A 26,223-nucleotide genomic window follows, 5' to 3' on the forward strand; every position below is an offset into this window, starting at 1 on the left:
GGCCGCCGCCCCTCGTTCGGCTTTAAATTTCGAAGTGCTTAAAAATAGTTCGCCTCAGGAATATTTTGCCGTTTAGTTAGGCAAATTCGCCGGTCAGGCGCTCAGAAACTGCCCAAACGGTGACTCTCTCCCGTCTCTGTGTTGATTAAAAAGTGACCAGAATTCCTGCGGGCGGAGCCACTCCTATCCTCGTTGAAGCCACCATAAACACGCCATGCGCTGCACCCGTGCAACCGCGCGCCATTGGCGCGGCGATGGTTTCGGCCAAAGCCTCGCGGGGCCGATCTACGCTTAGCGATCTCCGTCAATCCGGCGCGATGAAACTGCTCTTTCCACGCCCTGACGGAGAGGCATTGCAAGCAATCGTCATCAATTCCGCAGGCGGGATCACGGGGGGCGATGTCTTTGCCCTCAATGCATACGCCGAAAAGAATGCAATGCTCAGCCTCACGACCCAAGCGGCCGAACGCGCCTATCGCGCGCAGCCGGGTCAGGTGGCCAGCGTCCGCAATAGTGTCACTGTAGAACCCGGTGGAACACTGCATTGGCTGCCTCAAGAGACAATTCTTTACGACGGCTGCGCGCTGCGGCGAAGCCTCTGTGTCGACCTTGCCCATGATGCCTCTCTGCTGCTGGTCGAACCGCTGGTCTTTGGCCGCGCCGCCATGGGCGAAGCCCTGCACGACGCCAATTTCCGGGACCGGATTGAGATCACCCGCGCGGGCCAGCCGCTATTCCTTGATGCGATGACCTTGCATGGCGACGTGACCAAGCATCTTGCCGCAGCGCATATCGCAGCGGGCGCAGGTGCTTTGGCCACGTTGATCTATGTCGCCCCCGATGCCGAAGCGCGGCTGGCACGGCTGCGTGCCGCGCTGCCCGAAAGCGCCGGGGCCAGCCTGATCGGCCCTGACTTGCTGATCGCGCGTATCCTTGCCCACGACAGCTTCGACCTCCGCCAATCGCTCGTGCCCATCCTGCGCGACCTTAGCGGTGACACCCTTCCCAGATCATGGATGACCTGACGTGCAACTGACCCCGAGAGAAAAAGACAAATTGCTGATCTCAATGGCCGCCGAAGTGGCGCGCAAGCGCCTAGCGCGGGGGGTCAAGCTGAACCACCCCGAAGCAATCGCCTTAATCACCGACGCAGTGGTCGAAGGCGCGCGCGATGGGCGCAGCGTGGCCGATATGATGCAGGCCGGCGCCCATGTGATCACCCGCGAAGACTGTATGGAAGGGGTGTCTGAGATGATCCCGGAAGTGCAGGTTGAGGCGACATTCCCCGACGGGACCAAGCTCGTCACCGTTCACAACCCCATTAGATAAGGACATATCATGCCCCGTTTCGCCCCCCTTCTCGCCCTCCCGTTGATGTCCTGCGCTATGGCGGCCTTTGCCCATTCTGCCCCCCTGCCGCACAGCCACGGGGCCGAGGCGGAAACATCGCCGAGCATGTATGCCGTCGCCGGTCTGGCCTTTGTTTTGTCGGGTTTAATTGCCTTCTCTCGACGCTTGAAAACGGCCAAAGCATGATACCGGGCGAGGTTTTTCCTGCAGCGGGTATGCTGACCCTTAACGCTGACCGCGAGGCGATTACCCTGATGGTCGCGAACACCGGCGACCGCCCGGTGCAAGTTGGCAGCCACTACCATTTCGCCGAGAGCAACCCCGCGCTTGATTTCAACCGCGCCGCCGCACGGGGCTTGAGGCTTGATATCGCCGCAGGCTCCGCCGTGCGTTTTGAGCCCGGCCAGCGCCGCAAGGTGTCGCTTATCCCCTTCAGCGGTGCTCGGCGTATCTTTGGCTTCAACAGCGCGGTCATGGGAGACCTCTGATGCCAGCACAGATCAAACGCGGTGACTACGCTGCCATGTTCGGCCCCACGGTGGGCGACCGGGTGCGACTGGCCGACACGGACCTCATCATCGAAGTTGAGCGCGACCTGACCACCGAACGCAGCGGCCAAAGCGCTCCCGCCTATGGCGAAGAGGTCAAATTCGGCGGCGGCAAGGTGATCCGCGACGGCATGGGCCAGTCGCAGGTGACCCGCGCAGGCGGGGCCGTTGATACGGTCATCACCAATGCGCTGATCGTCGACCATACCGGCATCTACAAAGCCGATGTGGGGCTGAAAGACGGGCGCATCGCCAAGATCGGCAAGGGAGGCAACCCCGACACCCAGCCGGGCGTGAACATCATCATCGGACCGGGAACCGAAGTGATCGCGGGAGAGGGGCGCATTCTGACCGCAGGTGGGTTTGACAGCCACATCCACTTTATCTGCCCGCAACAGATCGAAGACGCGCTGCATTCAGGGCTGACCACCATGCTCGGCGGCGGCACCGGCCCTGCGCATGGAACGCTGGCCACCACCTGCACACCCGGCGGCTGGCATATCGGGCGCATGATGCAATCTGCCGACGCCTTTCCGATGAACCTCGCTTTCGCGGGCAAGGGCAATGCCAGCCAGCCCGCCGCCCTTGAAGAACAAATCAACGCGGGCGCTTGTGCGCTGAAACTGCATGAGGATTGGGGCACCACCCCCGCCGCGATTGACTGCTGCCTGAGCGTCGCCGATGCGATGGATGTGCAGGTGATGATCCACACCGATACGCTGAACGAAAGCGGCTTTGTCGAACACACAGTCGCAGCCATGAAAGGCCGCACGATCCACGCTTTCCACACCGAAGGCGCAGGCGGCGGCCATGCGCCGGATATCATCAAGATCTGCGGCGAAGAGCATGTACTGCCCTCCTCAACCAACCCCACGCGGCCCTTTACCGTGAACACGCTGGAAGAGCATCTCGACATGCTCATGGTGTGCCACCACCTTGATAAAACCATCCCCGAAGATGTCGCTTTTGCCGAAAGCCGGATCCGGCGCGAGACCATCGCCGCCGAAGATATCCTGCATGACATGGGCGCGTTTTCCATCATCGCCAGCGACAGTCAGGCCATGGGCCGGGTCGGAGAAGTCTTGATCCGCACATGGCAGACCGCCGACAAGATGAAAAAGCAGCGCGGGCGGCTGGCCGAGGAGACGGGCGAGAATGACAACTTCCGCGTCCGCCGCTACATCGCGAAATACACGATCAACCCGGCCATCGCGCATGGTGTCTCAACCCATATCGGCAGCATCGAAGAGGGCAAGCGCGCCGATCTGGTGCTGTGGAACCCCGCCTTTTTCGGGGTGAAGCCTGAAATGGTTCTATTGGGCGGCAGTATTGTCTGTGCGCAGATGGGCGATCCGAACGCGTCCATCCCCACGCCACAGCCGGTATATTCGCGGCCCATGTTTGGCGCGTATGGCCGCGCTGTAGAGAATTCTGCCGTGGTTTTCGTCAGCGAAGCTGCAGAGGCTGCGGGCATCGGCAAACAGCTTGGCCTTGCGAAGCAAACCATCGCCGTGCGCAACACCCGCGACATCGGCAAGCGCGACCTGAAACTGAACGATGCGCTCCCCAAGGTAGAAGTGAACCCCGAAACTTATGAAGTCCGTGCCGACGGCGAATTGCTGACCTGCGAGCCCGCCTCTATTCTGCCGATGGCACAACGTTACTTCCTGTTCTGAAAGACCCAGATGACCCCAATCCTTTGCCAAGACATCCGCCGCAACGGCGATTGGTCTGATGCCGCTGACAGCGTAGCACTTACGTATGACGGACGGTTTCTGCGCCGGAAGGTTCTGACGAGTAGGGGGGGGCTGCCGTTTCTCGTCGATCTGGCGCAGACGACCTCGCTTGATCATGGTGATGCATTTGTCTTGGCTGATGGGCAGATGGTTCACGTTGTGGCCGCCGACGAAGACCTACTTGAAGTGACTGGCCCCGACCTGCCGCGCATTGCGTGGCATATTGGCAACCGCCACACCCCCTGCCAGATCGAAGCCGATCGTCTGGTCATCCAACGCGATCATGTGATTGCCAAGATGCTTGCTCAAATCGGCGCAGCAACACGCGAGATCACCGCCCCCTTCCGCCCCGAAGGCGGGGCCTATGGCCATGGGCGCACCCATGGGCATGACCATAGCCACTCTCATCACGCCTCCCATGATCACGACCACGCAGATGCCTGAAGCCCTACAGGCTGAACAGCTTCTGACGTTGGTGCAGATGCTTTCCCCCTCCTATCCTGTGGGGGCTTTCGCCTATAGTCACGGGCTGGAATGGGCCGTGCAGAATGGGGCGGTGGATGACCAAAGTAGCCTTACGGAGTGGCTGAAGACCGTGTTGCAGTACGGCACAGGACTGGCTGATGCGATCTATCTGAACGCCGCCTATCACGCCGAAGACCCGACCCAAATTGATGCGCAGGCCCGTGCTTTTGCATCCTCGGCGGAACGGCTGAAAGAGACCGTGTTGCAAGGCGAGGCTTTCGCCCGTGCGAGCGCTGCAATCTGGCAGATCGAGATCCCCCCGCTTTGCTACCCGGTGGCCGTTGGCCGGGCCGCCCGTCTGCAGCAGCTTCCACTGCGCCAGACGCTTGAGATGTTCCTGCACGCATTTGCGGCCAACCTCGCCACCGCGGGCATGCGGCTTATCCCCTTGGGGCAGACCGAGGGCCAGATCGTCATTCGCAACATTGCTCCGTCTTGTCTTGAACTCGCCAACAAGGCGCATCGAAGCACGCTCGACGATCTCTCTTCCACCGCCTTTCTAAGTGACATCGCCGCCATGAAACACGAAACCCAGTATTCGAGGATTTTCCGCACATGAAACGCAACAATGGCCCTTTGCGTGTCGGCATCGGCGGCCCTGTGGGCGCGGGTAAAACCACACTGACAGCCGCGTTGTGCCGCGCCCTACGAGACAGGCTTTCGGTGGGCGTCATCACCAATGATATATACACCCAAGAAGACGCCGAAGCGCTGATGCGGATGCAGGTGTTGCCCCAAGACCGGATCATCGGGGTCGAGACCGGCGGCTGTCCGCATACGGCGATCCGAGAAGATGCTTCGATTAACCTTGCCGCCGTTGCAGAGATGGTCGCGCGCCACCCGGATGTCGAAGTGGTCTTGATCGAAAGCGGAGGCGATAATCTCTCGGCCACTTTCAGCCCTGAGCTTGCCGATGTGACCCTCTATGTCATTGATGTCGCAGCGGGCGAAGAAATCCCCCGCAAGGGCGGACCGGCCATTACAAAATCTGACATCCTAGTCATCAACAAGACTGACCTCGCACCGCATGTGGGCGCGTCCCTCGACGTTATGAAACATGACAGTGCACGCATGCGTCTAAGTCTGCCAACCGTCTTTTGCGCGCTGAAGTCAGGCGAGGGCACAGACGAATTGCTGGGGCATCTGGCACGGATTGGCGGATTGGACCTTGCACCGATGGCGCCTTCGGCGACTGATTAGGTCTGGTTTCCGGGCCCTTGGGGAGGGTCCAACCAGATTTACTGTCGATTAACCTCGTCGCGCATTTTCACTTAGGTGATTGGTGGCTCACTTTAATCTGCACCGAACAGATCGCGGGTGAAGACCTTCTCAGGAACATCGGCGAGGTCGGGATGATTGCGATTTGCAACGATCACATCTGCACGCGCCTTGAAGCGGTCGAGATCCTGCATCACCTCAGAACCGAAGAAACTATCCTCCTGCAACACGGGCTCGTATACGATCACTTCGATCCCCTTGGCCTTAAGCCGCTTCATAATGCCCTGGACAGAACTTTGACGAAAATTGTCGGAGCCAGCCTTCATCACCAGTCGGTAAATACCCACCCGCTGCGGCGCGAGGGCCAGGATTTGCTCCGAGATGAAATCCTTGCGGGTGCGGTTGGCCTCTACAATCGCGTTAATCAAATTTTGTGGGACATCAGAATAGTTGGCGAGCAACTGCTTGGAATCCTTTGGCAAACAATAGCCGCCATAGCCAAACGAGGGGTTGTTATAATGTTCTCCAATGCGCGGATCGAGGCAGACACCATCAATGATTTGCCGTGTGTCGAGCCCATTGGTTAGTGCGTAGCTGTCCATCTCGTTGAAATATGCAACCCGCATGGCGAGGAAGGTATTGGCGAAGAGTTTCACCGCTTCAGCCTCTGACGGACCGGTAAAGAGCATCGGAATTTCGTCGTCAATCGCCCCTTCTGCCAGTAGCTGCGCAAATCGCCGGGCCCGGGGGCTGTCTTCGCCCACGACAATGCGTGAGGGGTGCAAATTGTCGTAAAGCGCCCGACCTTCGCGCAGAAACTCAGGGCTAAAGATCAGTTGATCCGTTTCAAAGGAGGCCGCCAAACCTGCCGTATAGCCGACGGGGATCGTGGATTTAATGACAATTGTGGCCGTCTTTGTAACGGCCAATACGTCCCGCACAACCGCCTCCACGCTGGAGGTGTCAAAAACGTTTGTGCGCGGATCATAGTTTGTCGGCGTTGCAATGAGCACAAACTCGGCGTCTCGAAAAGCGTCGGCCGCCTGCGTTGTAGCATGCAGATTAAGCGGCTTTTCCGCCAGATACCGCTCAATCTCAGGGTCGACGATAGGCGCACGCCGGGCGTTCACCTGCGCCACCCGGTCGGGGTTCAAGTCGACAGCCGTCACGTCATTATGCTGCGCTAGAAGTACGGCGTTTGACAGCCCCACATAGCCGATACCGACCACGGCGATCTTGGTCATAGTCATATGCATGGGCCTTTCCTGTGTGCCGTGGCTGTGATGTTAAACTGCGCCCTCACCTTTGAAAAGGCGCTGGCTGGCAAGACGTTAGCGCTCTTTAACCCAGTTCTGAGACGACTGAAACGCTACCGTCTTACCGCACTGCGCGACGCCACAGGCCGCGTTGTTGCCCTGCTTGCGTACGCTCTGTTGTCAGGCTGGCAAGGCTTCCTTCGCAAATTCATTGCAACCCACAACGCGGAGAACCCCGATGCCCGACGCTTCTGAACGCTTGTCCCTTCCCTATTTGATGCCAGCACAGGCGCAGAAACATGTAACCCACAATGAGGCGCTGCACCGGCTTGACCTCTTGGTGCAGCTTGCGGTGGAGAGCTTTGATGCCAACACACCGCCGGCCCTGCCGCAGGCGGGGGAGATTCATGCGCTTGGCGGCGCGCCCACCGACGCTTGGGCGGGCCATGCTGGTGAACTGGCCGCTTGGACGGAGGGGAGCTGGCAATTCATAGAACCGCAAGAGGGCTGGCAGGCGCTGGACAAATCCACCGGCACGTTACGCCGCCGCAATGTGGGAGGTTGGTCGGATGTTGCCTTGCCCGATCTGACGGCCCTGCCCGGTGTGGGGGTCAACACAAGCTACGACAGCGCCAATCGCTTGACGGTCTCTTCTAACGCGACATTGCTCAATCACGAGGGGGCGGGGCATCAACTAAAGCTGAACAAAGCCAGCACAGGCGATACGGCGAGCTTGTTATTCCAAACGGATTGGTTGGGCCGGGCCGAGATGGGCACGGCGGGGGCAGATGATTTTTCCATTAAGGTCAGCGCGGATGGCAGTGTTTGGTCCACCGCGCTTGCCTTTGACGCAGGTACGGGCATGGCGTCGGGCATGGCGCTGACCCAAACTGTGGACGACGCGACAGTGGGCCGCTTGATCCGGGTAGGTGATTTCGGCATTGGGGCGGATGCCGGGCCACTTGTGACCGACCTCGATGCGCACCAGCTTTCCGGCAATTATTCGGGCTATGGCGGCGGCCATGTGCAGGCACCTCTGGGCGATAATCCCTTTCCCACTTTAGACGGGGTCTTTGGCCTGCATTGCGGCAATAGCACCTTGGGCGGGCAGAACGCTTACCTGTGGCAAATCGCGATCGGGATCGACACGCCCGGGCTGGCCTTTCGGGTGCGGGCGAATGGTGTTTGGGGGGCTTGGCAGGGTCTGTGGTCGGGGGCCAACACGACTGTCGATGCCAATGGTTTCATCAAAGAAGCGAGTCCGATCCTGCGGCTGTTCAGTGATACCTCCGAAGAGCCCGCGGTGCCTTTGAACGCAACGTTCGAGCGGCTGGCGGTTGGGCAATATGCCCTGACAGGTGTTCCGCCTCTCGCCTCAAAAGGCTGGCAGGTCGAAGTACCGCAGGACGCGAATGGCAATCGCTTGGTCTATGTCGATTGTGACTATGACGCGAAACTGGGCGCGCTGCATGTCGAGACCAGCAAGGTGATTTGGCAAGACGGCTGGGCCGCAGGTCAGCCCTGTGACATCCCCAAAGGCCGTTGGGTTGACCTTCGGTTTGACACGCCAACGCGATGATCCCCTTACCCCGGCCCGCCATTAGCACAGCGGGCCGGAAGGCATTTAGATTATCCCGCGCAATTGCTCGACCTCATAGTTACCACCGCAAAGCAGCACGACAGAGGTTTGGCCCGCGTATTTCTGCGAGTCACCCAAGTAGGCCGCCAGCGCCAAAGCGGCTGCACCTTCAACGAGCATATTTTCTTCCCACGCCAACAGCTTCAGCGCGGCGGCGATTTGCTCTTCGTCGCAGTGCACGATCTCGTCAATCACCTCGCTGGCCATCGGCAGGGTAAGCGAGTCTGCGTCGACCCCGCCCGCCACGCCGTCAGCCAATGTATCAAGATGCTCGGTCTCGACAATCTTGCCCGCTTTGATCGAGGCGGCCAAGGCGCAACTGTTTGTGGCGCTGACACCGATGACGCGGGTCTGAGGCGAGAATTCCTTGATCACCGACCCCATGCCCGAGATCAGACCGCCGCCGCCCATTGAGATGAAGACATTGTCTACCCCCTCAACCTGGTCGAGCAGTTCCAGCGCGGCGGTGCCTTGGCCTGCGATCACCTCGGCGTCGTTATAGGGCGAGATATAGGTATATCCCTCGGCCTCGGCCAACTGCTGTGCGTGCAGTTCCGACAACGAAGCATCGGCGCCATGGATCACAACCTTGGTGCCGAAACCTTCGATGGTTTTGCGTTTCTTGGCGACGACGGTTTCAGGCAGCACGACGATCAATTCATGCCCCGTGGTCTGTGCGGCAAGCGAACAGGCGATGCCGTGGTTGCCAGAGGATGCGGTAATGACTGGACGGTCAAGCGGCACAGTCGTCAGCTTTGCACTGGCACCGCGCAGTTTGAACGATCCGGTGTGCTGGAAATTCTCGGTCTTGTAGAGAAGCCGCGTGTCCCCTTCCATCGGCAGGCGCGAAACAATCACAGGCGTGCGGTAGATCGCGCCAGCGATCTTACGGTGAACCACGCAAGACCGGGCGGCGGATTGAACAACGAGTTCAGAGACAGGGGACATAGCAGTTTCCATCGGTTTAGGTGAGATCGGCATGTGCAGATTGAAGCACCGCGAGCGAAATGGCAGCATCTTGAACTGCGAGGCCGGTAAGATCGGCAATGGTGATCTGCGCCTCATTGGCCCTGCCGGGATGCGCACCGGAAAGGACGGCGCCGAGAGCCACCACATCGCCTGAAATTCCGCCCGCCGTTTCGGCTGTGGCGAATTCACCGTGATGCAGCGACTGCGCAGCAAGGTCACAAACTAGCAGATCAGCGGCCGTCACCAGATCAGTCGCCAATTCCTGCTTGCCGGGGCTGTCTGCCCCAACAGCAGTGATATGCGTACCCGGCGCGATCCAATTGCGCGCGATCAGCGGGGTTTTCGCAGGTGTGGTGGTGATAATGACCTGCGCCGCGCGGGCTGCGGTTTCCAGATCGGCGGCAGCAGTCGCGATTAGCCCGTCGGCTTGAAGTTCATCACAGGCCGTCTGCACCTTGTCTGCGTCGCGGCCCCAGATGGCAAAGCTCAACTTCCGCTCTGGCAAGAGCGCCTGTAAACAGCGCGCCTGAAAGCGACATTGCAGCCCGGTGCCGACAATCAGCACACGGTCAAACCCGTCAACGCCAAGCGCCCGGCTGGCCAGCGCGCCACCCAACCCAGTGCGCATATCGGTCAGCCACCCTTCATCGCGCAATATCGCAAGCGGCGCACCGGTGGTGGCCGAGAACATCAGGTTCAGCCCGTTCGAACTGGGCAGTCCCTTTGACGGATTGTCATAGAATCCAGTGGCGACCTTGATGACGAAGCCCCCGGTGCCCAGCACATGGCCCGTTTTTACATGGCAATCGCCATTGGCATCATCAAAGCCCAGATAGGTCACAGGTGGGGCCTGAACGCGGCCCTCTGCAGAGGCGATATACGCCGCTTCTATCGCCTGCGCCGCCGTAGACAGATCGAAGTGTTCTTGAATTTGGCTTTTGTTCAGATCGATCACGCACGGCTCCCTTGGATTACCCCCAATATCGGTTGACCCGATTTCTAGATCGAATTATCTAATTTCAAATTTACTGTCAATCAACGGAATCCCCCGCAGATGACCGACCCGACCTTTGACAATGCTTGCGCCACCGCAGAGGCCATTGCCTTTCTTTTTGGCGCGCGCGTCGAAGTGGTGGTTCATGATCTAACTGCAGAACGTATTGCCCATATTGCCAATCCCCTGTCACAGCGCAGCATCGGTGATCCGTCGAACATGCATGAGATCGAGCTTGGCGAAGCCCCGGTGATCGGCCCCTATGAAAAGGTGAACTGGGACGGATCCACCTTACGGTCGATCAGCATCCTGCAACGACGGGCGGATGGTACGGCGGCCTATGTGATTTGCATCAATCACGATCAGGCCGATCTGCTGGCATTGCGCCGAGTGGCAGAAGCGCTTGGCCCCGCGCCTTTGGGGAACGTTGAGCCACAGGCGCTGCTGCGCAATGATTGGCACGACAGGCTCAACAGCTATGCCAGCGCATGGTGCCGTGACCGAGGACTGAGGATTGATGCACTCGGGCGCGATGACCGCCGCGTGTTGATTGGTGAGCTGTCCGCCTCTGGTGCGTTGGCCGAACGCCATGCCGCCGCCTATGTGGCACGCATGGTCGGGGTCAGCCGCGCGACGATCTATAACGACCTAAAGGCCCGCAATGAGGGGGATGCAGAATGAGCGATATATCAAAGGCTCTCAACCTGCTGGAAAAACTGGTCGGCTTCCCCACTGCTTCGCATCGCTCTAACCGCGCGCTAGTTGCTTTCATCTCGGATTACCTGACTGAGCTGGGCGTCGAGCATCATGTCTTTTCCGACGAGACGGGTGAGAAAGAAGGGCTAATCGCCCATATCGGGCCGCAGGTCGAAGGCGCGGTCATTCTGTCAGGCCATACCGATGTTGTGCCGACCGACGGGCAATCTTGGCAGCACGATCCTTGGACACTTACGCTAGAGGACGGGCGTTATTACGGACGCGGTTCCTGTGACATGAAAGGGTTTTTAGCATTGGTTCTGGCTGCCGTGCCGCAAATGCTGGCGCAGCCGTTGGCCCGCCCCATCCAATTGGCGTTTTCCTATGATGAGGAACCCGGCTGCCTTGGCACCCTGCCCTTGATAGACGCGCTGGCACAGCATTACCCGCGCGCCGAAAGCGTGATCGTTGGCGAGCCAACGCAGATGAAAGTGGTGACCGGCCATAAGGGTGGGATTGGGATTAAAACAACCCTGCGCGGGCTGGCGGCGCATAGCTCGAACCCCGGGCGCGGGGTCTCGGCCATCGCCCATGCGCTGCCGCTGATCGACTGGCATGAGCGGCAAATGGAACAAGAGGCCGCAAGCGCGGGGCCGAGTGGCTTCGACCCTGCCTTTACAACGCTACAGGTGGGCACTCTGCACGGCGGAACGGCATTGAATACCGTGCCCGACGCCTGCGTCTTTGAGAGCGACATCCGCTATGTGCCGCCCCAGACCGCCGACGATTGGGTCGCTGCCTACCGGGCCGAGGCTGCCAAGGTCGAAGTTGCGATGCAGGCCCGCCACCCTGAGGCCAGCGTAACGCTGAGCGATATCGACATCGCCCCGGCACTGGCCCCCGAACCCGGCAATGCGGCCGAGGAACTGGCACGGCGGCTGACCGGCGACAACTCCGACACCCTCGTCGCCTATCAGACTGAGGCCGGGCATTTTCAAAGTGCGGGCTATGCCACTGTGGTCTGCGGACCGGGCAGCATCACACAGGCCCATCAAGCGGATGAATATATCACCGCCGATGAGCTGCGCCGCGGGGCCGATTTCCTGTCAAAGCTGATCGACAGTCTCCGCTGAGTTGACGCCCTGCCGCGCAAGGAAGGCCGAGACGCGTTCCAATCCAGCGCGTAGATCCGCCGTGGGATTGGCATAGCCGATGCGCAACCAGCCCTCCATGTCCATCGCGCTGCCGGGGGTGAAAAGCACCCCCTCCTCCTCCAGCAACCGGGTGCAGAAATCGCGCGAGGGGAGCGGCAGGTCATACTTTACCAGCGCCGTGGTGCCGGACTTCGGCCTCACCCAAGAAATCAGCGGCTCGCCCTCAACCCAGTCAGACAGGATCGCGAGGTTCTCACGGGTGATGCGATGAGCACGCTCAAGGATTTTCCCACGGTTCTCCAGCGCGAGGGCCGAGAAATACTCATCAATCCGACCGACAGAAATGGTGTTATAGTCGCGGTGGATCATAATCCGTTCTAGCAAATCGCGCGGGCCTGCGACCCAACCGACGCGCAGCCCGGCAAGTGAATAGGCTTTGGACATGCCCGCCGTGCTGATGCCCTTGTCGTAGAGATCGCAGATCGACGCGGTATAGCCGTCGCCCGCCTGATCGGTCCCGCGGTAGACCTCATCGCAGAGCACCCAAGCATCGCTGCCGCGCGCAATCTCCGCGATTTGGGTCAGCATCTCGCGGTCCATCAAAGCGCCGGTGGGGTTGTTGGGGTTATTTGTTGCGATCATCCGCGTATCGGGGCGCATCATGGCGCGCAATGCGTTGAGATCGGGCAGAAAGCCGTTCTCTTCGCGCAGGTGCAGCAGCTCAACATCGGCGCCGATGCTTTCTGGGATGGAGTAATGCTGCTGATAGGTCGGCACGATGGCGATGACGTGGTCACCACGGCTAACAAGCGTCTGATGTACCAGTGAATTCGCGCCAATGGTGCCGTGGGTCGTCAGCACATTGTCACGGGACTGACCCTCGTACAGCCCCGCCACCGCGTCGCGCAGCCGGTCGGACCCCTCAATCGCGCCGTATCCCATCCGCATCTCGCGCAGTTCGCCTAAGACGCTGTTGTCGACCCCAGCCATGTCGATCAAATCGCCTAGAGTGATCGAATCCACGCAGGTTTCGGCAAGGTTATAGCGGCAGTGGTTCTCGAATTCGTTCATCCACATTTCAACGCCGAAGGTTTTGATATCCATGGTGCAATCCTCTTGATTATCAGCTGCGGGCCGGGCCGGTTAACGCCGCCATCAGCAGTTCCAGAAACTTGGGCGCCTGCGGTGGGGCGAGCCAGCGCATCACGGCCACAATCTCCTGCTCCGGTGCGATCCAGATCATATGGCCGCCCGCACCCTGTGCGCTAAAGGCGGTCTCGGGCAGTGCCGAGTTGGCGTCCTGCCCCCGGTTCAACCACCACAGGAAACCGTACTTGTCGAGGGTCGGCGTGGGCGTCAGCGACTGCCGCATCCAGTCTTCAGGTAAGATTTGCACGCCGTCCCACTGGCCATTCTGACAGATGAACTGACCGAATTTCGCATGATCCTCGGCCCCGATGAAAAGCCCACCGCCCCAGTGTCCGCCACCGGTGACCGACTGAACGCGCGTGCCGTCGACCTCGACCCAAGAGGTCGAATAGCCTTCCCACCGCCAATCGGCGGAAGCGCCAATCGGGTCCATGATCCGTTCGCGCAGCACTTCTGGCAAGGGGCGACCAAATCGGCACAGCAGCGCATAGGCCAGCGCGTTCACCCGCACATCGTTGTATTCGTAATGGCTCCCTGGCGCGCTGACCTCGCGCAACTGCCCCTTGCGGCTGTTGTCCGCGCCAACGCCAATCTGGCGATAGTGATCCACCTGATCGTCTTTGCCAAAAATCTCACCGCGCCATTCGCTGTTCATCTGCAACATATGCCGCCACGTGATGCGCCCGTTGTGATCGCCCGAAAAATGCGGCCCCGGCACGCTGTCGCCCACGGGGGCGTCGAGGTCCGCAATCAACCCGTCCTTCACCGCCAGCCCCGCCAGCACCGAGAGGTAACTCTTGGCGATGGAAAAGGTCATGTCGGTGCGCGTCGTATCGCCCCAGTCGGCCACGCGCTGCCCCCGGTGCAGGATCACACCCGCCGGGCCACCGCGGGGCTTCACCGGACCCACGATCTCGGTCCACGGGCCGCTTTCATCCCACTCGCGGTTGCCGACATAGGCGCCATCGGGGTAGTACATCTCGCGCGGCCACGCGGTCTCATGGGCCAAGGCGTGATCGACGGCAGCTTGCAAAGCGGGGGTGGCGGCGAATGTCATTCTGCTCTCCTTGGGTTTGGGCGAACTCTTCCCAAGGGGGCGGCAATTGTAAACCGCAAAGTCTATTTCATGTAAGGGTTTACCCGGTGATGTCAGGGTAAACTTGGCTCCGCTTTACCACGCCATAGACAAAGCTGGTGTCGATCGACCCAATCCCACCGATTGGATGCAGCCGCGTGCGCACGAAGCGTTCGTAATCCTCCAGATCGCCCACCACGACGCGCAGCAGATAATCCGATAGCCCGCTCATCACGAAACATTCCAAGACCTCTGGGATCGCTTTGATCTGGCTCTCGAAGCGCTGCACCGTTTCTTCGTCATGGCCATCCAGCGTGACGCGCACCATCACTGTGACCGGTAGGCCGTAAGCCTTGGCGTCGACCTCCACACTATAACCCCGAATCGCGCCGTTCTTTTCCAACGCCCGCAGGCGGCGCAAACAAGGCGATGGCGAAAGGTTTACCTCCTGTGCGAGGTCGAGGTTGGTCATCCGCCCATTACGTTGAAGGGCGCGGATGATTTTGCGGTCGGTGGCGTCCAATTGGGGTATATGGGGCATAATATGCCAATTCTCCTGCTTTTTAGGGATATAATAGCAACCTAATGCCAAAGCGACCATCCGATAATGCCCCCAACAACTTTGAGGGGCACTCCATGACCAATTCGCAGAAATCCTTTGCCACACGCGCCATTCACCACGGCTATGACGCACAAAGCGAGCAGGGTGCGCTGAACCCGCCGATATACATGAGCTCGACTTTCACCTTCGAGACGGCTGAGGCAGGCGGCGACATGTTCGCGGGCGAGCGCGAGGGGCATTTCTACACCCGCATCTCAAACCCCACGCTCGACCATCTGGAAAAGCGCATTGCCAACCTTGAAGGGGCCGAAGCCGGTCTCGCCACGGCATCTGGCATGGGGGCGATCACCTCGACGCTGTGGTCTTTCCTTGAGGCGGGGGATGAGATCATCATCGACAAGACGCTCTACGGCTGCACCTTTGCCTTTATGACCCACGGGTTGCCGCGCTTTGGGGTGAAGGTGACATTGGTCGATATGACCGAGCCTGCGAACCTCGAAGCGGCGATCAGTGCGCAAACCAAGATCGTCTATTTCGAGACCCCCGCGAACCCGAACAACCGTCTGGTCGACATTTCTGCCATCTCGGCCATCGCGCATCGCGCCGGGGCCAAGGTGGTGGTCGACAACACCTATGCCACGCCGGTCCTCACCCGCCCCATCGAGCATGGCGCGGATATCGTCGTCCATTCGGCGACGAAGTTCCTCTCCGGTCACGGTGATGTGGTTGCGGGTCTCGTTGTCGGCAGTTTGGAGGACATGACACAGGTGCGGCTTGTGGGTCTGAAAGACATGACAGGTGCCGTAATGTCGCCCCTGACCGCCATGCTGCTACTGCGCGGGATCAAGACGCTGGAGCTGCGGATGGAGCGCCATTGCGCCACCGCGCGCAAAGTGGCCGAGGCGCTGGAAGCGCATCCCGCGGTGCTGCATGTCGCCTATCCGGGGTTGCAGAGCTTCCCGCAGGCCGATCTTGCGCGGCGACAGATGGGCAATTTCGGCGGCATGATCCCCTTTGAGGTGAAGGGCGGCAAACCGGGCGGCATCGCCTTTATGAACCGGCTGAACCTCATTCAACGCGCCGTGAGCCTCGGCGACGCGGAGAGCCTAATCCAGCATCCCGCAAGCATGACCCATTCGACCTATTCGCAAGAGGAACGCGCCGAACATGGCATCGCGGAGGGCCTCGTGCGCCTGTCGGTCGGGCTCGAAAGCGCCGATGACATCATTGATGACCTTTACGCCGCGCTTGGCGCGCATAACATGCAAGCGGCCTGATCCGGCACGGACCGGACCAGTCGCGGGCGGTGTCGAAGAGGGCACCGCCCGAGGGATCCTCAGAATGAAAGACCTGCCATGACCGCTCTCGCCCCTGCCCAGCTCAAGACCATCGAACAACGTCTGCTGTGGCTGTCGCATTGGATGATCCACAACGCCAATCACATCCGGCCCAAGGTGGACGGGATTAAAGTGGGCGGGCATCAGGCGTCTTCGGCCTCAATGGTGTCGATCATGACGGCGCTTTATTTCAGCGCCCTGCGGCCTGAGGATCGGGTTGCGGTCAAACCCCATGCCTCGCCAATCTTTCATGCGATGCAGTATCTCATGGGCAACCAGACCCGTGAGAAGATGGAGAATTTTCGCGGGTTCCATGGCGTGCAGAGCTATCCCAGCCGGACCAAGGATATCGACGATGTGGATTTCTCAACCGGGTCCGTGGGTCTTGGGGTCGCCGTGACCTCCTTTGCCTCACTGGTGCAGGACTACATCACCGCGAAGGCATGGGGCGAGGACGTTACCCTCGGCCGGATGGTCGCGCTGGTGGGCGACGCCGAACTCGACGAAGGCAACATCTACGAAGCTTTGCAAGAAGGCTGGAAGAACGACCTGCGCAATACATGGTGGATCATCGACTACAACCGTCAGTCGCTCGACGGGGTGGTGCGCGAAGGGCTGTTCAAACGCATCGAGCAGATTTTCGACGCCTTCGGTTGGGATGTGGTCAAGGTGAAATACGGCGCCCTGCAACGCGCCGCGTTTGATGAGCCGGGCGGCGACAAACTGCGCGACTGGATCGACAACTGCCCCAATCAACTCTACTCGGCACTGACCTTCATGGGCGGTGCGGTCTGGCGGCAGCGGCTGATGGACGCGCTTGGCAATCAGGGCGATGTGACCGCGTTGATCGAGGCGCGCAGTGATGACGAACTGGCCGATCTGATGGAGAACCTCGGCGGCAACTGCGTGCAGACCATGGCCGAGACCTTTGCCGCCATCGACCACGACCGCCCGATCTGTTTCCTTGCCTATACAATCAAAGGTTGGGGCACGCCGATTGCGGGGCACAAAGACAACCACGGCGGGCTAATGAACAAAAGCCAGATGGCCGAGTGGCAGCAGCATATGGGCGTGGCCGAGGGCGAAGAGTGGGAGAAATTCGCCACCGTCGCGGACCCTGACGCCTTGCAGGCCGCGCTCGACCAAGTGCCCTTCTTCGCAAAGGGCCGCCGCCGCTACGAAGACGCAACCCTGACGGTGCCGCAGATTGAACTCTCCAGTGACCGAGAGATCTCCACTCAGATGGCCTTCGGTAAGATCCTCGACGATCTCTCCAAGGGCGACAGCGATCTGGCCGAGCGGATCGTCACCATGTCGCCGGATGTGACCGGCACGACGAACCTTGGGCCTTGGGTTAACCGGCGCAAGCTCTTCGCCCGCGAGGAACAAGCCGACACATTTATTAACGAGAAAATCCCCTCCACCGCGAAATGGGAGTTTACGCCCAAGGGCCAGCATATCGAGCTGGGCATCGCCGAGATGAACCTCTTCCTCTTGCTGGGCGCTGCAGGCCTCTCGCATTCGCTTTTCGGCAAGCGGGTCATTCCCATTGGCACGGTTTACGACCCCTTCGTCGCCCGCGGCTTGGATGCGCTGAACTATGCCTGCTATCAAGATGCGCGCTTTATGATTGTCGGCACGCCATCGGGCGTGACGCTCGCTCCCGAAGGCGGCGCGCATCAATCCATCGGCACGCCGCTTATTGGCATGAGCCAAGACGGGTTGGCGAGCTTCGAGCCTGCCTTTGCCGATGAGCTTGCGGTGATCATGCAATGGGCCTTCGATTATCTGCAAAAGGATGGCGAAGGCGACCCGGATGAGCGCACGTGGCTGCGCGATGAGACCGGCGGTTCGGTCTATCTGCGGCTCACCACCAATCCCATCGAACAGCCCGGCAAACGGGTCGACGAGGACTTCCGCCAAGGCGCCATCGACGGGGCCTATTGGCTGCGCAAGCCGGGGCCGAACTGCGACGTGGTGATCGCCTATCAGGGGGCCGTAGCGCCCGAAGCGATCAAGGCGGCGGGGATGATCGCTGAAGGCAGGCGCGATGTGGGCGTGCTGGCAGTCACCTCCGCGGATCGTCTCAACGCCGGATGGACGGCGGCGCAACGCGCCCGGGCGCGGGGCAATGCAGAAGCGGAAAGCCACATTGAAAGCCTGCTGGCCGATCTGCCGCGCGGTTGCAAAATGGTGACGGTGATTGATGGCCACCCGGCAACGCTGTCGTGGCTCGGCTCGGTCGTCGGACATCAGACGGTACCGCTTGGGGTCGAGCATTTCGGACAGACCGGGACCATCGCGGACCTCTACCAACACTTCGGCATCGACGCGCGGTCGATTGTTGAGAAGGTGCAGGGGCTGACTCCGGGCCGCCAAATGCTGCACCGGGTGGCAGGGTGAAAGGGCGCAAATGACTTACTCCCTAGCCATTCACGGCGGTGCCGGAGCCCTTTTGAAACAGAATATGACCCCAGAAAAAGAGGCCGCCTATCACGCCGGACTGGCCCGCGCGGTAGAAGCTGGGGAAGCCGTGCTGCGCGATGGTGGCAGCGCTATGGACGCGGTTGTCGCCTCGGTCTGCGCGTTGGAGGATGAGCCGCTGTTCAACGCCGGGCGCGGCGCGGTCTATACCTCTGAGGGCAAACAGGAGATGGACGCCGCCGTGATGGACGGGCGCGACCGACGTGCAGGTTCGGTGGCTGGCGTGTTTGGCCCAAAGAACCCCATCCGGCTGGCCCACGCGGTGATGGAGCGGACGGAACATGTTACGCTGATTGGCCCCAACGCATTAGAAATCGCCCGGCAAGCAGAGCTTCCCTTTGGCGATCACGACTATTTCTTTACTCAATCCCGTTGGGATGCGCTGCAAAAAACGCTGGAGCTGCGCGCGCGGGGTGAAGTGTCGGACGATCCGGCGCGGCGGCATGGCACCGTCGGGGCGGTGGCGCGTGATGAAGCTGGCAATATCGCGGCGGCAACCTCGACCGGGGGGATGACCGCCAATGCACCGGGCCGCGTGGGTGACACGCCGATGATCGGGGCGGGCACCTTTGCGGATAATGCGACCTGCGCTGTCTCTGGCACGGGGCATGGCGAGATCTTCATCCGCTGGAACGCAGCCGGAGAGATTGCCGCACGGATGCGCCACGCGGGCGAAGACCTTGCCACGGCCGCCAATCATGTTGTGATGCAGGATCTGGCCAATCACGATGGTTCGGGCGGGGTCATCGCGGTGGACGCGGCAGGCAATATCGCGATGCCTTTCAATTCTCAGGGCATGTACCGCGGGATGGTTCGCAAGGGGTTAGCACCTGAAACTAGTATCTATTGATGGGTCGCCCCCCATGTCGCCGCACAAACACAGCTGGCAGGCTTGGGCCGCGTAGAGCATCTAAATCTTGACATTTTCCGCCCTCCCTTTGATTGACGTGCAAGCGAACTTGACGGGAGAGGGGACAAGGGTGCGTTTTCTAGCAGGAATTGCCAAACTTATCTGTGCGGTGAATATTATCATCGGCAATGTCTTTGCGTGGCTGTCACTCGGCATCGTGCTTGTTTGTTTCGCTGTCGTCGTGCAGCGATATGTCTTTGCGATTAGCTTTGTCTGGATGCAGGATCTCTATATCTGGCTGAATGGTGCGATGTTCACTGCGGTCGCGGGCTTTGCCCTGCTGCGTGATGACCATGTGCGTGTCGATATCTTTTACCGCCCCTCCAAAATGGCGCGCCGTGCGCTGATTGATCTGATCGGCGTGGTGGTGTTTTTGCTGCCCTTTTGCTGGGTCGTCTACGCCTATTCCATGCCATTCGTGCAGCGGGCGTGGGGCTATAACGAGGCCTCGGCCAATGTGGGCGGCATGCCGGGGCTCTACATCCTTAAGGCGTTCATCATCGGTTTCGCCGCGCTGATTGCCCTTCAGGGCATCGCGTGGATCATCCGCTCCGTTCTGGTGCTAAGCGGCAATGCCGAGTTGGTTCCCAAATCCATCCAATATAGCCGGGATCAAATCCCCGCAGACCACCCGCAGGGAGCCGTTTGATGGATCCGATTTTGATTGGCGAGATGCTCGCCGCGCTTATGTTCTTTGGCGTGATCGGCTTTTTGCTGCTCGGCTTTCCGGTGGCCTTTACCCTTGCCGGTGTATCGCTGCTTTTTGGGTTGGTCGGCATCGGCTTTGGTGTGTTCGATCCGTCGAACTTTGGCTCACTGCCCAACCGCTATATCGGCTTTATGACCAACGAAGTGCTGGTTGCCGTGCCACTGTTTATCTTTATGGGGGTGATGCTGGAACGCAGCCAGATTGCCGAGCAACTGCTGATGACCATGGGCAAACTTTTCGGCAATATGCGCGGGGGCCTTGGCTTTTCCGTCGTGATCGTGGGCGCGATGCTTGCTGCGTCGACCGGTGTGGTTGGCGCGACGGTTGTGACCATGGGGCTGATTTCTTTGCCTGCGATGTTGCGGGCCGGCTATGATCCAAAGCTTGCGACAGGGGTAATCTGTGCAAGCGGAACATTGGGGCAGATCATTCCGCCGTCGACCGTGTTGATTTTCATGGGCGATATGCTGGCGGGCATCAACTCTCAGGTGCAGATGGCCAAGGGCAACTTTGCGCCTTCGCCCGTGTCGGTCGGTGACCTTTTTGCTGGGGCGCTTTTGCCGGGCATCTTGTTGGTGTCGCTCTACCTGGGCTATGTGCTGTTCAAAGCTGTGACCGCGCCTGAATCTTGCCCCGCAACCCCTGTACCCGCCGATGAAAAGGGCGAATTGCTGCGTGATTTCTTTGTGGCATTGGTACCGCCGCTGTTGCTGATCCTCGCTGTGCTGGGCTCGATCCTCGGTGGCATCGCCACCCCGACAGAGGCCGCTTCAGTCGGTGCAGTCGGCGCGATGATTCTAGCTACGTTGCGCTGGCGTCTGTCCTTCCGCATCCTGCGTGAGACGATGATTGCAACGGCAACGATCACCAGCATGGTCTTTATCATCCTGCTGGGCGCGTCGGTCTTTTCCATCGTGTTCCGCATGATGGGCGGCGACAATCTGGTTCATGAATTCCTAAGCAACCTGCCCGGCGGCCCCTTGGCAGCTGTGGCGGTGGTCATGGTTATCATGTTCTTCCTTGGGTTCATCCTTGACACATTCGAGATCATCTTCATCGTGATCCCCATCACCGCGCCTGTGCTCTTGATGCTGGATATTGATCCGATCTGGCTTGGTGTATTGGTCGGGGTAAACCTGCAAACGTCCTTCCTCACGCCGCCCTTTGGCTTTGCGCTGTTCTATCTGCGCGGGGTGGCCCCAGAGGATCTGCCGACCAGTGCGATTTACAAAGGCATTTTGCCCTTCGTGGCCTTGCAGGTGGTGGCGATTGCGATCTTGTTTGCCTTCCCGCAGATCGTGACATGGTTGCCGAAAGTGATCTCGGGCTAAAAGCCTCCGTGTCTTTTGACGCGCTAAGGGTATCGCCCTCCCTTGGGGGGGCGATCCGCACGTTTGAAAGTAGCTGCCCCGGTGCATCAACCGCTGACCGATCCGGCTGGCGAAGCGTTGCAAAATTGCCCTCCGGGGGGAGGGAGGGCGATGCCCGTTGTGCAACCGGACGGGACAGAGACTAGGCCCCTACCCCAATAGAAAAAGGCCCGGTGTCTCCACCGGGCCTTTCCTCATCTCTTACTGCAAAGCTCAGTACTTCAGGAACTTCTGACGTGCCTGAACATAGGGGCTATCAATGTTCTCAGTCCGGGTACGGACAAGGTTCAGCGCTTCGACGAAGCTCTCGGCGGTTTTCTTGACCAGCGGGTCGTCGCTGTTGCGCAGTTCTTCGACCACTTCGACCGAGGCTTTGGCACCGGCTTCCATAATGTCGTCGGGGAAGTTGCGCACGGTCACGCCATGCTCATCCACCAGCGTCTTCAGCGCGCGCGGGTCATTGGCATAGAAGTCGGCGGCGACTTGGTCGTATTCCGCTTGGCTCACATCGCGGATGATCGCCTGCAGGTTCTCTGGAAGTTCCTGATACTTCTTCTTGTCGACGACAAGCTCGGTCGCCAGACCCGATTCCACGAAGGATGGCATGTAGTAGTTCTTGGCCACCTGATGGAAGCCGAGCGCCAGATCGTTGTAAGGGCCAACGAATTCAGCGGCATCCAGCGTGCCAGATTGCAGCGCTTGGAAAATCTCGCCCGCCGCCATGTTTGTCACGGTCGCGCCCAGTTTTTCCCACACGCGGCCACCAAGGCCCGGCGTACGGAAGCGCACCCCTTTGACATCGTCGAGGCTCTTCAGCTCATCGCGGAACCAACCACCCGTTTGGGTGCCGGTGTTGCCGGACAGGAAACCCTGAACGCCGAACTGGTCATAAATCTCGTCCCAGATTTCCTGACCGCCCATGTAGCGCATCCAAGCTGTCAGCTCAGGCGTGGTCATGCCATAGGGAACGCCGGTAAAGAAGGACAGCGCAGGCGATTTGTTCTGCCAGTAGTAAGCCGCACCGTGGCTCATCTCGGCGGTGCCGTCGATCACCGCGTCCAGCGATTGCAGCGGCGGAACCATCTCACCAGCCGAGAAGACTTGAATGGTCAGCTCGCCGCCCGAAGCGGCAGTGATCCGGTCGGCCAGACGCTGTGCGCCGACACCCAGACCGGGGAAGTTCTTGGGCCATGTGGTAACCATACGCCACGTGATGTTGCCCTGCGCAATTGCGGGCGCTGCAAGCGTCGTAGCGGCAGCACCTGCTCCCATCACACCGGCTTTGCGAATAAATGAACGACGATCCATGTTTTTCCTCCCAAAGGATAATTGTTAAGCATCCTCCGACGTCGGCGCAGAGGGCTATGTTCAGCAGATAATCGTCGGTTTTCGCAAATGTCCATGGTCTACACGAATTGAACCTGCCTCTTGCTAGACAATCTCCCCCGAAGCCGCATACGTAGTGCTACGTAAAGCGGTAGTATTATTAGTCTTTCGCCTTGTTTTCGGCAGAAAGGTGAATAATGTGCGAGCTGCCAGGGAGGGCTCAGATCTTGTTAAAATTCATCGACCAGATGAACGAATTCGTCGGGCGTATTGTGTCGGTCGTTGCCGTCATCTTTGCTGCGATCATCATCTATGACGTGTTCATGCGCTATGCGCTGAACGATCCGACACGCTGGGCCTTTGATGTGACTAAACAGCTATATGGCTTTTATTTCGTCATGCTGGGCGGCTATGCGCTGCGTCATCAAGCCCATGTGCGGGTTGACCTGATCACCGAAACCCTTGCCCCCACCCTGCGACGTTGGGTCGAAGCGGCGGGCTATGTGATCTTTTTCTTCCCCTTTGCTTGGGTCTTCACCACCCGCTCTTATGAATTCGCCATGCGCTCTTATGCTCAGGGCGAGACGACCTATGGCTCAGTCCAACTGCCGGTCTACCCGCTAAAGATGGCCATGGCGCTCGCCGCTTGTTTGCTGTTGCTGCAAGGCGTGGCGGAATTTTTGAAACTCGTACTTAACCGTCAGGAACTGCCCCGTGACGCCTGAACTTATTGCACTCACCATGTTTGGCCTGCTGTTGCTGGGCCTTTTCATGGGTCACCCTCTGGCCTTTGTTCTGGGCGGCACCGCTGTTCTGGGCGCTGTTATTGCTGGCAAGCCGATGGTGCTGGGCATCGTCATCAACCGCATCTTTGGCGATGTGCTGGATAACTTCACCCTAATCGCGATTCCGCTGTTCATCTTGATGGCCAGATTTCTCTCTGATTCGGGCGTGACGGATAAGATGTTCGAATCATTGCGGCTTTTGATGTCGAACATCCGCGGCGGTCTGGCCTTGGCCGTGGTCTTCATTTCGATCCTACTGGCGGCGACCACGGGCATCATTGGCGCATCGATCACCGTGATGGGTGTCATGGCGCTACGCCCGATGCTGCAATATGGTTATAGTCCGACGCTTACTACCGGTGTCATCGCGGCTTCAGGCTGCCTTGGCATTCTGATCCCGCCGTCGATCATGTTGATCCTTATGGCCTCCTATTCGCCGCTGTCGGTGGGTGAACTGTTCGCCGGTGCGATGGTGCCGGGCGTGGTTCTGGGCCTACTTTATGCGGTCTGGGTCTTTATCGTTGCCGTTGTACGCCCTGATATGGCCCCCGCGGTCGAGCCGGATGAGAAAATCTCCAAGCCCGCTCTGCTCCGCATGTTGCTGATCGAAGCGGTGCCGCCACTGGTGCTGATCCTTGGTATCCTTGGCTCGCTGCTGGCGGGCATCGCCACGGCGACCGAAGCCTCGGCCATTGGTGCCGCACTCGCGCTGGTGATCGTCATTATGCGGCGCAAATTCACTTGGGCGAGTTTTTATGGCGCGATGCTCGAAACCGGGCGTACCTCGGCGATGATCCTGTTCATTGTTGTTGGTGCCACGGCCTTTACCGGGGTGTTCAACATCACGGGGGGTCTGCGCGCCACCCAAGAGATCATCCGCAACCTCGACATGGCGCCTTGGCTGCTGATCGCGATGATGATGTTCATCGTCTTCATCCTCGGTGCTTTCCTCGACTGGACCGGCATCGTGCTGCTGTCCTTCCCAATCTTCCTGCCAATCGTTCAGGAGATGGACGTGAGCCTGTTGTGGTTCGTCGTCCTGATGTCCGTGGTCCTGCAGACGTCGTTCCTGACCCCGCCCTTTGGATATGCGCTGTTCTATCTGCGCGCCATCGCCCCGCGTGAGGTCAAGACGTCGCATATCATCGTCGGTGTGCTGCCGTTCATCGGGTTGATCCTGATGATGTGCGTGGCCATCGCCCTGTTCCCGCAGCTTGTCACCTGGCTGCCGGAAACGCTCTATACAAAATAAATCAACGGAGGAGAGAATATCATGAAATTGAAATCAACACTTGCCGGTCTGGCACTCTGCGCAGGCTTTGGCACGCAGGCCGCGGCCCAAGACAACTGGACCATGACCACCACATGGCCCACTTCGCTGGAACTGATCGAAATCGACAAACACTTCGTTGATCTGGCCAACAAGCTGACCGGCGAAGACCTGACCATCGAATTCTTCGAAGGCGGCTCCCTCGTGCCCGCAGGCGAAGTTTTCGGCGCGGTTGAATCGAACACCGTGCAGGCTGGCGCAGACTGGCCCGGCTACTGGGCTGGCCGCAACTCTGCCTTCTCGCCACTGGCGACCACGGCGAGCCTGTTCAACGCAGTTGATTACGTCAACTGGATCGAACAATGGGGCGGCAAAGAGCTCTACAACGAGATCTACGGCAAGTTCGGCATGGTCTACCTGCCCTACGGCGTGACCAACAACGAATCCGGTTTCCGCACCAACGAGCAGATCGTCACGCTGGAAGACCTCAAGGGCAAGCGTCTGCGTCTGTCGGGTCTGGAGCAGGGCCGTCTGTTGGAAAAACTGGGCGGTTCGCAGGTTTCCATGGCCGGTGGTGAAATCTACCAGTCGCTTGAGCGCGGCGTTATTGATGGCGCGGAATTCTCGACCCCCAACGTCGACTTCTCGGGCGGTTTCCAGCAGGTCACCAAATACTGGGCGACACCGGGCTGGCACCAGTCGGCGTCGATCTTCGGCGTGATGATCAACAAAGGCGCATGGGACGCGCTGCCGGACGAAACCCGCGAAGCGCTTGAAATCGCGGCGCAGGCCAACCTCGTCTGGTCGCTCTCCTTCACCGAAAAGCGCGCGACCGAAGCCTATCAGCAGTTCCTCGACGCGGGCATCGAGATCAACCGCTACGACGATGAAACGCTGGCGACCGTTCAGGAAATGGCCAATGAGACCATCGAAGAGACCGCCTGTGAGAACCCCGATTCCGCAAAGGTTTACCTGAGCCAGTTGGAGTATCTGAACGACTACGCCAAATGGCGTGATGCTTCGGCCCCGTTCAACTTGGGCCGCACGCCCAACGGTCCGGACATCGAAAAAATCCGCGCCTGCGCGGAATGAGTTGAGCCCAAAAAATCTTACGAAAAGGCCCGCCAATTGGCGGGCCTTTTTTCGTCTGTAGAACCGGCA

General features: G+C 59.6%; 26 protein-coding genes. 19 read left to right on the plus strand and 7 right to left on the minus strand.

Going from position 1 to position 26,223, the window contains the following annotated elements:
• Positions 1-254: 254 nt before the first annotated feature.
• Genes BM229_RS16330 through ureG form a run of 8 tightly spaced genes read left to right on the plus strand, consistent with a single transcriptional unit; the run spans position 255 to position 5,359 of the window.
• A complete protein-coding gene (locus tag BM229_RS16330) occupies positions 255-1,025 on the plus strand; it encodes an urease accessory protein UreD (RefSeq protein ID WP_093928837.1) in 771 nt (256 codons plus the stop codon).
• Between the two features lies 1 nt (position 1,026).
• Positions 1,027-1,329, plus strand: a complete 303-nt coding sequence (locus BM229_RS16335; protein WP_093928713.1) for an urease subunit gamma — start codon at positions 1,027-1,029, stop codon at positions 1,327-1,329.
• Positions 1,330-1,338: 9 nt separating this feature from the next.
• Positions 1,339-1,536 (plus strand): hypothetical protein, encoded by a 198-nt coding sequence (locus BM229_RS16340; RefSeq protein ID WP_093928714.1) that lies wholly within the window; start codon positions 1,339-1,341, stop codon positions 1,534-1,536.
• Positions 1,533-1,838, plus strand: coding sequence for an urease subunit beta (locus BM229_RS16345; protein WP_093928715.1), 306 nt, complete (start codon positions 1,533-1,535; stop codon positions 1,836-1,838). Before BM229_RS16340 ends, BM229_RS16345 begins: the two co-directional genes overlap by 4 nt.
• Complete coding sequence (gene ureC, locus BM229_RS16350) at positions 1,838-3,574, plus strand: urease subunit alpha (protein WP_093928716.1); 1,737 nt, start codon at positions 1,838-1,840, stop codon at positions 3,572-3,574. Before BM229_RS16345 ends, ureC begins: the two co-directional genes overlap by 1 nt.
• A 9-nt stretch (positions 3,575-3,583) precedes the next feature.
• Complete coding sequence (gene ureE, locus BM229_RS16355) at positions 3,584-4,078, plus strand: urease accessory protein UreE (RefSeq protein WP_093928717.1); 495 nt, start codon at positions 3,584-3,586, stop codon at positions 4,076-4,078.
• A complete protein-coding gene (locus BM229_RS16360) occupies positions 4,053-4,718 on the plus strand; it encodes an urease accessory protein UreF (RefSeq protein ID WP_244152247.1) in 666 nt (221 codons plus the stop codon). Before ureE ends, BM229_RS16360 begins: the two co-directional genes overlap by 26 nt.
• Positions 4,715-5,359: an urease accessory protein UreG gene (gene ureG, locus BM229_RS16365; RefSeq protein ID WP_093928718.1), complete on the plus strand. Its 645-nt coding sequence runs from the start codon at positions 4,715-4,717 to the stop codon at positions 5,357-5,359. Before BM229_RS16360 ends, ureG begins: the two co-directional genes overlap by 4 nt.
• Positions 5,360-5,451: 92 nt before the next feature.
• Here the strand turns inward: ureG and BM229_RS16370 are convergent, their stop codons facing one another.
• Positions 5,452-6,627 (minus strand): nucleotide sugar dehydrogenase, encoded by a 1,176-nt coding sequence (locus tag BM229_RS16370; RefSeq protein ID WP_093928839.1) that lies wholly within the window; start codon positions 6,625-6,627, stop codon positions 5,452-5,454.
• A 244-nt stretch (positions 6,628-6,871) separates the two neighbouring features.
• Between BM229_RS16370 and BM229_RS16380 the strand changes: the two genes are divergently transcribed.
• Complete coding sequence (locus BM229_RS16380) at positions 6,872-8,212, plus strand: DUF2793 domain-containing protein (RefSeq protein WP_093928720.1); 1,341 nt, start codon at positions 6,872-6,874, stop codon at positions 8,210-8,212.
• 45 nt (positions 8,213-8,257) lie between these two features.
• On the opposite strand, the gene BM229_RS16385 is transcribed toward BM229_RS16380, so the two are convergent.
• A complete protein-coding gene (locus BM229_RS16385; RefSeq protein ID WP_093928721.1) occupies positions 8,258-9,220 on the minus strand; it encodes a pyridoxal-phosphate dependent enzyme in 963 nt (320 codons plus the stop codon).
• A gap of 16 nt (positions 9,221-9,236) precedes the next feature.
• Entirely contained in the window at positions 9,237-10,196 is a 960-nt protein-coding gene (locus tag BM229_RS16390; protein ID WP_167360282.1) for a Rossmann-fold NAD(P)-binding domain-containing protein, read from the minus strand.
• 99 nt (positions 10,197-10,295) lie between these two features.
• Between BM229_RS16390 and BM229_RS16395 the strand changes: the two genes are divergently transcribed.
• Both BM229_RS16395 and argE read left to right on the plus strand, forming a co-directional pair.
• Entirely contained in the window at positions 10,296-10,916 is a 621-nt protein-coding gene (locus BM229_RS16395) for a helix-turn-helix transcriptional regulator (RefSeq protein WP_093928723.1), read from the plus strand.
• Positions 10,913-12,064: an acetylornithine deacetylase gene (gene argE, locus BM229_RS16400; RefSeq protein WP_093928724.1), complete on the plus strand. Its 1,152-nt coding sequence runs from the start codon at positions 10,913-10,915 to the stop codon at positions 12,062-12,064. The genes BM229_RS16395 and argE overlap by 4 nt, the downstream gene beginning before the upstream one ends.
• Here the strand turns inward: argE and BM229_RS16405 are convergent.
• The 3 genes from BM229_RS16405 to BM229_RS16415 form a co-directional block, all read right to left on the minus strand.
• Positions 12,038-13,189, minus strand: coding sequence for an aminotransferase (locus BM229_RS16405; protein WP_093928725.1), 1,152 nt, complete (start codon positions 13,187-13,189; stop codon positions 12,038-12,040). The two genes, argE and BM229_RS16405, sit on opposite strands and share 27 nt — an antisense overlap.
• A 19-nt stretch (positions 13,190-13,208) precedes the next feature.
• The gene (locus tag BM229_RS16410) at positions 13,209-14,291 is read right to left on the minus strand and encodes a serine hydrolase domain-containing protein (RefSeq protein WP_093928726.1); all 1,083 of its coding nucleotides are present in this window, start codon (positions 14,289-14,291) and stop codon (positions 13,209-13,211) included.
• 79 nt (positions 14,292-14,370) lie between these two features.
• A complete protein-coding gene (locus BM229_RS16415) occupies positions 14,371-14,850 on the minus strand; it encodes an Lrp/AsnC family transcriptional regulator (RefSeq protein WP_093928727.1) in 480 nt (159 codons plus the stop codon).
• 95 nt (positions 14,851-14,945) lie between these two features.
• Here BM229_RS16415 and BM229_RS16420 point away from each other — a divergent pair, with 95 nt between their 5' ends.
• The 5 genes from BM229_RS16420 (at position 14,946) to BM229_RS16440 (ending at position 21,642) form a co-directional block, all read left to right on the plus strand.
• Positions 14,946-16,148, plus strand: a complete 1,203-nt coding sequence (locus tag BM229_RS16420; protein ID WP_093928728.1) for a methionine gamma-lyase — start codon at positions 14,946-14,948, stop codon at positions 16,146-16,148.
• Positions 16,149-16,226: 78 nt separating this feature from the next.
• Entirely contained in the window at positions 16,227-18,611 is a 2,385-nt protein-coding gene (locus tag BM229_RS16425; protein WP_093928729.1) for a transketolase-like TK C-terminal-containing protein, read from the plus strand.
• 10 nt (positions 18,612-18,621) lie between these two features.
• On the plus strand, positions 18,622-19,542 hold the full coding sequence (locus tag BM229_RS16430) for an isoaspartyl peptidase/L-asparaginase family protein (protein ID WP_093928730.1): 921 nt from the start codon (positions 18,622-18,624) through the stop codon (positions 19,540-19,542).
• 130 nt (positions 19,543-19,672) lie between these two features.
• Complete coding sequence (locus BM229_RS16435; RefSeq protein WP_093928731.1) at positions 19,673-20,251, plus strand: TRAP transporter small permease subunit; 579 nt, start codon at positions 19,673-19,675, stop codon at positions 20,249-20,251.
• Entirely contained in the window at positions 20,251-21,642 is a 1,392-nt protein-coding gene (locus BM229_RS16440; protein WP_093928732.1) for a TRAP transporter large permease, read from the plus strand. Before BM229_RS16435 ends, BM229_RS16440 begins: the two co-directional genes overlap by 1 nt.
• Positions 21,643-21,894: 252 nt before the next feature.
• On the opposite strand, the gene BM229_RS16445 is transcribed toward BM229_RS16440, so the two are convergent.
• Positions 21,895-22,989: a TRAP transporter substrate-binding protein gene (locus tag BM229_RS16445; protein ID WP_093928733.1), complete on the minus strand. Its 1,095-nt coding sequence runs from the start codon at positions 22,987-22,989 to the stop codon at positions 21,895-21,897.
• A 215-nt stretch (positions 22,990-23,204) separates the two neighbouring features.
• Between BM229_RS16445 and BM229_RS16450 the strand changes: the two genes are divergently transcribed.
• The 3 genes from BM229_RS16450 to dctP are packed head-to-tail and all read left to right on the plus strand — an operon-like array spanning position 23,205 to position 26,154.
• The gene (locus BM229_RS16450) at positions 23,205-23,732 is read left to right on the plus strand and encodes a TRAP transporter small permease subunit (RefSeq protein ID WP_208604109.1); all 528 of its coding nucleotides are present in this window, start codon (positions 23,205-23,207) and stop codon (positions 23,730-23,732) included.
• A gap of 16 nt (positions 23,733-23,748) precedes the next feature.
• Positions 23,749-25,044 (plus strand): TRAP transporter large permease, encoded by a 1,296-nt coding sequence (locus BM229_RS16455; RefSeq protein ID WP_093928840.1) that lies wholly within the window; start codon positions 23,749-23,751, stop codon positions 25,042-25,044.
• Positions 25,045-25,065: 21 nt separating this feature from the next.
• On the plus strand, positions 25,066-26,154 hold the full coding sequence (gene dctP, locus BM229_RS16460; RefSeq protein ID WP_093928734.1) for a TRAP transporter substrate-binding protein DctP: 1,089 nt from the start codon (positions 25,066-25,068) through the stop codon (positions 26,152-26,154).
• Positions 26,155-26,223: the final 69 nt, after the last annotated feature.

The organism is Sulfitobacter dubius (assembly GCF_900113435.1).
Lineage (GTDB): Bacteria > Pseudomonadota > Alphaproteobacteria > Rhodobacterales > Rhodobacteraceae > Sulfitobacter > Sulfitobacter dubius.

Coding starts and splice junctions, on each gene's coding strand:
- BM229_RS16330 (WP_093928837.1), top strand. CDS start 255: ATGGTTTCGGCCAAAGCCTCGCGGGGCCGATCTACGCTTAGCGATCTC.
- BM229_RS16340 (WP_093928714.1), top strand. CDS start 1,339: ATGCCCCGTTTCGCCCCCCTTCTCGCCCTCCCGTTGATGTCCTGCGCT.
- BM229_RS16345 (WP_093928715.1), top strand. CDS start 1,533: ATGATACCGGGCGAGGTTTTTCCTGCAGCGGGTATGCTGACCCTTAAC.
- ureC (WP_093928716.1), top strand. CDS start 1,838: ATGCCAGCACAGATCAAACGCGGTGACTACGCTGCCATGTTCGGCCCC.
- ureE (WP_093928717.1), top strand. CDS start 3,584: ATGACCCCAATCCTTTGCCAAGACATCCGCCGCAACGGCGATTGGTCT.
- BM229_RS16360 (WP_244152247.1), top strand. CDS start 4,053: ATGATCACGACCACGCAGATGCCTGAAGCCCTACAGGCTGAACAGCTT.
- ureG (WP_093928718.1), top strand. CDS start 4,715: ATGAAACGCAACAATGGCCCTTTGCGTGTCGGCATCGGCGGCCCTGTG.
- BM229_RS16370 (WP_093928839.1), bottom strand. CDS start 6,627: ATGACTATGACCAAGATCGCCGTGGTCGGTATCGGCTATGTGGGGCTG.
- BM229_RS16380 (WP_093928720.1), top strand. CDS start 6,872: ATGCCCGACGCTTCTGAACGCTTGTCCCTTCCCTATTTGATGCCAGCA.
- BM229_RS16385 (WP_093928721.1), bottom strand. CDS start 9,220: ATGTCCCCTGTCTCTGAACTCGTTGTTCAATCCGCCGCCCGGTCTTGC.
- BM229_RS16395 (WP_093928723.1), top strand. CDS start 10,296: ATGACCGACCCGACCTTTGACAATGCTTGCGCCACCGCAGAGGCCATT.
- argE (WP_093928724.1), top strand. CDS start 10,913: ATGAGCGATATATCAAAGGCTCTCAACCTGCTGGAAAAACTGGTCGGC.
- BM229_RS16405 (WP_093928725.1), bottom strand. CDS start 13,189: ATGGATATCAAAACCTTCGGCGTTGAAATGTGGATGAACGAATTCGAG.
- BM229_RS16410 (WP_093928726.1), bottom strand. CDS start 14,291: ATGACATTCGCCGCCACCCCCGCTTTGCAAGCTGCCGTCGATCACGCC.
- BM229_RS16415 (WP_093928727.1), bottom strand. CDS start 14,850: ATGCCCCATATACCCCAATTGGACGCCACCGACCGCAAAATCATCCGC.
- BM229_RS16420 (WP_093928728.1), top strand. CDS start 14,946: ATGACCAATTCGCAGAAATCCTTTGCCACACGCGCCATTCACCACGGC.
- BM229_RS16425 (WP_093928729.1), top strand. CDS start 16,227: ATGACCGCTCTCGCCCCTGCCCAGCTCAAGACCATCGAACAACGTCTG.
- BM229_RS16430 (WP_093928730.1), top strand. CDS start 18,622: ATGACTTACTCCCTAGCCATTCACGGCGGTGCCGGAGCCCTTTTGAAA.
- BM229_RS16440 (WP_093928732.1), top strand. CDS start 20,251: ATGGATCCGATTTTGATTGGCGAGATGCTCGCCGCGCTTATGTTCTTT.
- BM229_RS16445 (WP_093928733.1), bottom strand. CDS start 22,989: ATGGATCGTCGTTCATTTATTCGCAAAGCCGGTGTGATGGGAGCAGGT.
- BM229_RS16450 (WP_208604109.1), top strand. CDS start 23,205: ATGTGCGAGCTGCCAGGGAGGGCTCAGATCTTGTTAAAATTCATCGAC.
- BM229_RS16455 (WP_093928840.1), top strand. CDS start 23,749: ATGTTTGGCCTGCTGTTGCTGGGCCTTTTCATGGGTCACCCTCTGGCC.
- dctP (WP_093928734.1), top strand. CDS start 25,066: ATGAAATTGAAATCAACACTTGCCGGTCTGGCACTCTGCGCAGGCTTT.